Below are 5137 nucleotides of genomic sequence, written 5' to 3' on the forward strand. Positions count from 1 at the left end.
GGAGGGTACCCTGCGCAGCAGGGGGGGAGAGGGGAGCGACGGTGCCGGATACGGCGCTCCCCTCTCCCGACCCTCGCTGACGCGAGGCCCACCCTCCCCCGCGAAGGGGGGAGGGGAAGACGCGGATGGACTTGAATTCGTTGAGTGAATCGTCCGCTCGCGCTGCAGCAGGACGGGCCGGCCGATGCGGTTGACGCCGGCCCTTGTCCGCACGGCTGCCGACCAAGCGCGTGCGGTCCACTCGGCGTCGATCGGATCGAAGCTGCCCAGCATGCCGAGCGCGGCACGCCGCCACAGAACTTCGCCGCCGGTGAAGACGGCGTCCGGCGCGGCGTCATCCCCCGCCGACGAGGGCAGGTCGAGGCCGGTCACCGCGTCGTCGAACAGCACCCGAAGCCCCGCCACCGCATCCGCCCCCGAGAGGACCGTGTCGAGAACGAGGGCGGCGAGCGCGCCGGGCGCCAGGAGATCGCCCGCCCGCAGGACCAGGACGAAATCGACCCCGTCGTCGGCGAGGATCGCGGCGGGCGACGGCGATCCCGGCGGCACGACGTCGTGCCGGCATTCCGGGTAGTCCTGCCGCGCGACCGAGGCGATGCTGTCGGCCAGACGCGGCGCGTCGCCGGAGGCGACGGTGAGCACGCGCAGCCGCGGCCACGGGCGTCCGTCCGGCAAGGCGTCCGGGCGCGCGAGCGCGATGGCGGATCGGCCATAGGGCCAATCCGCGACGCCGTGGGCGGCTTCGAGATCCGGGTCGGAGGGAACGTCGGTCACGACGGGGGCGGGCGGCTCTGCGCGACGCATCGCGGGGCTGCGATGATGCCGGAGGATTGGTTTCGATCGCCTTCCGGTCCTGGGATCAGCCGGCGACGCGAATTCCCGCCGCGCCCGCCTCCGCCCGCCCGACGATCGCCGCCGCCGGATGCCCGGCGGCGCGGATGCGGGCGAGGATCGCGTCGGCGCGCTCGGGGGCGCAGGCGACGAGCAGGCCGCCCGAGGTCTGCGGATCGGTAAGCAGGTGCCGCGCCCATTCGGGGAAGCCGTCCTCCAGCGCGACCTCGCCGCCGAACGCGGTCCAGTTGCGGTGGGACGCGCCGGTGACGAAGCCGTCCCGGGCGAGCGTTTCGGCCGAGGGCAGCAGCGGCACGGACGGCCAGTCGATCACGAGGCGGCAGCCGGCGCCGCGCGCGAACTCGAGGCCGTGCCCGAGCAGGCCGAAGCCGGTGACGTCGGTGATGGCGTGCACGTCCGGGTCGGCGGCCAGCTCGGTGCCGACCTTGTTCAGCAGCGTCGTCGTCGCGACGAACGCGGCGTAGCCGCCCTCCGGCAGGGCGTCGCGCTTGATCGCGGCGGAATAGACGCCGACGCCGAGGGGTTTGGTCAGGATCAGCGCGTCGCCGACCCGCGCGTCGGCGTTGCGGCGCACGTCCTCGCGGCGGCAGGTGCCGATCACCGCCAGGCCGTAGATCGGCTCCGGCGTGTCGATCGAGTGCCCGCCGGCGATCGGGATGCCGGCCTCGGCGCAGGTCGCCGCGCCGCCCTTCAGGATCTCGGCGACGATCTCGGGCGCGATCTTGCCGACCGGCATCCCGAGGATGGCCAGCGCCATGATCGGGCGGCCGCCCATGGCGTAGACGTCGGAGATCGCGTTGGTGGCGGCGATCCGGCCGAAATCGCGCGGGTCGTCGACCATCGGCGTGAAGAAGTCGGTGGTGGCGATGACGCAGGTGCCGTCGTCGAGCGCCCAGACCGCGGCGTCGTCGGCGGTCTCGTTGCCGACGAGCAGGCGCTCGAACGGGCCGGCGATCGGCTGGTCGGCGAGCAGCGACCGCAGGATCGCCGGGTCGAGCTTGCAGCCGCAGCCGCCGCCGTGGGCGAGGCTGGTGAGGCGGACGGGGGTCGCATCCATGAGGGCACCGCGCGTTCGAACGGACAGGGGTCGCTGGTCGGTGCCGATACCATGGATCGCGGGTTCGGCGCGCCTCGGCCCGCGCGCCGCACGCCGGGAAGGATGGGACAATCGCGGGCGGGCGCCCATATTCCGGTCGTTCAACCCGGAGACGGCCCGATGCCCGATACGCCCGCCCGCAGCTTCGTCCCCCTGTCGATCGCGGTGCTGACCGTCTCGGACACGCGCCGGCCGGAGGACGACCGCTCCGGCGACACCCTGGTGCAGCGGCTGACCGAGGCCGGCCACAAACTCGCGGCGCGCGCGATCGTGCCGGACGAGGCGACGGCGATCCGCGGGACGGTCGAGGGCTGGACGCGTGATCCCGGAATCGACGTGGTGATCACCACCGGCGGCACCGGCTTCACCGGCCGCGACGTGACGCCCGAGGCGCTGGAGCCGCTGTTCGAGAAGCGGATGGACGGCTTCTCGGCGGTGTTCCACCGCATCTCCTACGACAAGATCGGCACCTCGACGCTGCAGTCGCGGGCGACGGCCGGGGTCGCCAACGCCACCTACGTCTTCGTGCTGCCGGGCTCGCCGGGCGCCTGCCGCGACGCCTGGGACGGGATCCTGGTCAGCCAGCTCGACTACCGGCACCGCCCCTGCAACTTCGTCGAGATCATGCCGCGCCTGGACGAGCACCTGCGGCGGGGCGCCTCGCTCACGGCCTGAGGATCACATCCGGTCGATCCGCGCGATCAGGCGCCGCGGCACCAGCCGCGGGGCGAAGGTTCCGATCTCGGTGAGGCGATCGCGGCGGACGAGGTCGCCGGGCCGCGCCGCACCCGCGCCGAGCAGCGCCTCGGCCCGAATGGCCAGCCGCGTCGCCAGCCCGGCATGCGGGCGGGACAATCGCCCCAGGGCGTCGGCCGGCGCTGTGCCGACGAAGCGGTCGAGGGTGCGGATCCAGCCGTCGCCGGGCACGTCGCCCGCCTCCAGGCACAGCACCCAGTCGCGGCGCGCGACCGCCGCGCCGGCGAACCACCGGTCCGATCCGCGCGGCGGCACCACCAGGGTCGCGCCGGTCGCGTCGGCGATCGTGTCGACCGCCTCACCCATCGCGGCGGCGACGATCACGGCGTCGCCCACGAGCCCGGCGGCCACGCCTCCGACGAGGGCGCCCAGGGTGTCGGCCAGACGGTCGATCGCATCGGCGTCGCCGGGGTCGGCGACATGAACCAGGGCGGAGATCATGGCCGCGCATACCGTATTTTCGCCGGGCGCGGGCAGGCCGGCTCGACGCGGCGGACCAGCGTTGCACCACAGCCACAAAGCCCGAGAAACTGCCTAAAATCGAGGCGTATCCGGTCGACCTTGTTCCTGTTATGTTCCATGTGAAACACGCTTCTCCGGGGTGCTGCCAGTCCGATGTCCACACCCCGTCCTCCGCTCGGCGCCGAATCCACGCCGCGACGTCGGAAACGCTGCGCGGCCGGGGCGCCACCGCCAACCCGGGCGGGCGCTTCGAGGCGATCCGCCGCGAGGCCGCCGACGACGGCTGGCCGGCGGACGAGCCCGCACCGGCCAGACGCACAGAGGTGACGCTGGAGCGAGCGAGCGGGATCATCTCCCGCAACACCTCGCCCGACATCTCGTTCGACCGCTCGATCAACCCCTATCGCGGCTGCGAGCACGGCTGCGTCTACTGCTTCGCCCGGCCGAACCACGCCTATGCCGGCCTGTCGCCCGGGCTCGACTTCGAGACGAAGCTCTTCGCCAAGCCGGACGCCGCGCGCCTGCTCGAGCGGGAGCTGTCGGCGCCGGGCTACGCGCCGCGGACCATCGCTCTCGGAACGACGACAGACCCGTATCAGCCGATCGAGCGCGAGCACCGCATCACCCGGGAGATCCTCGAGGTGCTGGCCCGCCTGCGCCATCCCGTCGGCATCGTGACGAAGTCGAACCTCGTTACCCGCGACATCGACATCCTGGCCGGGATGGCGGAGCGGAACCTCGTGAAGGTGGCGATGTCGGTGACGACCCTCGATCCGGTGCTCGCCCGGAAGATGGAGCCGCGCGCGCCGCATCCGCGCAAGCGCCTGGAGGCGATCCGGGCGCTCAGCCGAGCCGGCGTGCCGGTGATGGTGATCGTCGCGCCGATCATCCCCTCGCTCAACGACCACGAGATCGAGGCGATCCTGACGGAGGCCCGCGCCTGCGGCGCGCGGGAGGCGAACCACGTGCTGCTGCGCCTGCCGCACGAGCTGAAGGACCTCGTCGCCGACTGGTTCGCCGAGCACTATCCCGGGCGGCAGCGCCACGTGTTCTCCCTGGTCGAGCAGGCCCGCGGCGGCCGCGAATACGACGCCACGTTCGGCAAGCGGATGACCGGGGAGGGCGCCTACGCCGACCTGATCGCGACGCAGATGCGGCTGGCCAAGGCGCGTCTCGGCTATGCGCAGACCCGCATCACCCTCGACGCCGCGGCCTTCGCCAAGCCCGGCGAGCAGTTCTTGCTGCTGTGACGGGGGCGAAGGCGGCGATCGAGCAAGGCTCCGCGGTGGCAGGACGGCTGAATCGTTTTGGCATCGACGGACGACCTCAGGCATCTCGCAAACGAACGCGACCTAATCGGCGCCCGCGATGTTCGCTCCGCCATCGCCGTACGCCCGCGTGAAACTCAGCCGGTGATGCGGGGTGCGGCCGTGGGTCCTGAGGCCGGCGAGGTGCACCGGGGCGCCGTAGCCGACGTTGCGCTCCCAGCCGTAATGCGGGTGGCGCCGGGCCAGCACCCGCATCAGCGCATCGCGAAACGTCTTGGCGACGATGGAGGCGGCGGCGATCTGCGGCACCGCGCGGTCGCCGCCGACGACTGCACGGCAGGGCTGCGGCAGGCCGGGAACCGCGTCCCGCCCGTCGACCAGCACCGGCGCATCGAGGGCGAGCCGCAGCACCGCCCGGCGCATCGCGTCGAGGGTGGCGAGGCGGACGTTGACCCGGTCGATCAATGCCCGGGATCCCGCCGCGACCGCAACGCGGCCCTGTGCGCGGATCAGCGGCGTCAGGATCTCGCGCAGCGGTTCCTTGACCCGCTTGCTGTCGTCGAGGCGGGCGAGCAGGTCCGGCGGGATCGCGGTCGGGTCGAACCACACCGCCGCGACGACCACCGGGCCGCACAGGGCGCCGCGCCCGACCTCGTCGCAGCCGATGACGGCGGGGTAGTCGGCGGCGCAGGCGGGATCGAAG

Annotated in this window: 5 protein-coding genes and 1 pseudogene; 2 read left to right on the forward strand and 4 right to left on the reverse strand. The window is 73.0% G+C overall.

All coding sequences use genetic code 11. The features are described 5' to 3' along the window. Positions 1–642 (reverse strand): annotated as a pseudogene (locus FV230_RS29960) (hypothetical protein); the annotation flags it as partial. Positions 643–859: 217 nt separating this feature from the next. After that, the gene (gene selD, locus FV230_RS24270; protein ID WP_147844221.1) at positions 860–1909 is read right to left on the reverse strand and encodes a selenide, water dikinase SelD; all 1050 of its coding nucleotides are present in this window, start codon (positions 1907–1909) and stop codon (positions 860–862) included. 159 nt (positions 1910–2068) lie between these two features. Between selD and moaB the strand changes: the two genes are divergently transcribed. Then, the gene (gene moaB, locus FV230_RS24275) at positions 2069–2623 is read left to right on the forward strand and encodes a molybdenum cofactor biosynthesis protein B (protein WP_147844222.1); all 555 of its coding nucleotides are present in this window, start codon (positions 2069–2071) and stop codon (positions 2621–2623) included. A 3-nt stretch (positions 2624–2626) separates the two neighbouring features. Here the strand turns inward: moaB and FV230_RS24280 are convergent, their stop codons facing one another. Then, the gene (locus tag FV230_RS24280; RefSeq protein WP_147844223.1) at positions 2627–3145 is read right to left on the reverse strand and encodes a hypothetical protein; all 519 of its coding nucleotides are present in this window, start codon (positions 3143–3145) and stop codon (positions 2627–2629) included. Between the two features lie 206 nt (positions 3146–3351). On the opposite strand from FV230_RS24280, the gene FV230_RS24285 reads away from it, so the two are divergent. After that, positions 3352–4416, forward strand: a complete 1065-nt coding sequence (locus FV230_RS24285; protein ID WP_246694983.1) for a PA0069 family radical SAM protein — start codon at positions 3352–3354, stop codon at positions 4414–4416. A gap of 102 nt (positions 4417–4518) precedes the next feature. On the opposite strand, the gene FV230_RS24290 is transcribed toward FV230_RS24285, so the two are convergent. Beyond that, the coding region (locus tag FV230_RS24290) for a ribonuclease HII (protein ID WP_147844225.1) at positions 4519–5137 on the reverse strand (619 nt) is incomplete at its 5' end.

It is taken from the genome of Methylobacterium sp. WL6, assembly GCF_008040095.1.
In the GTDB taxonomy this organism is placed as follows: Bacteria; Pseudomonadota; Alphaproteobacteria; order Rhizobiales; family Beijerinckiaceae; genus Methylobacterium.

Coding starts and splice junctions, on each gene's coding strand:
- selD (WP_147844221.1), bottom strand. CDS start 1,909: ATGGATGCGACCCCCGTCCGCCTCACCAGCCTCGCCCACGGCGGCGGC.
- moaB (WP_147844222.1), top strand. CDS start 2,069: ATGCCCGATACGCCCGCCCGCAGCTTCGTCCCCCTGTCGATCGCGGTG.
- FV230_RS24280 (WP_147844223.1), bottom strand. CDS start 3,145: ATGATCTCCGCCCTGGTTCATGTCGCCGACCCCGGCGACGCCGATGCG.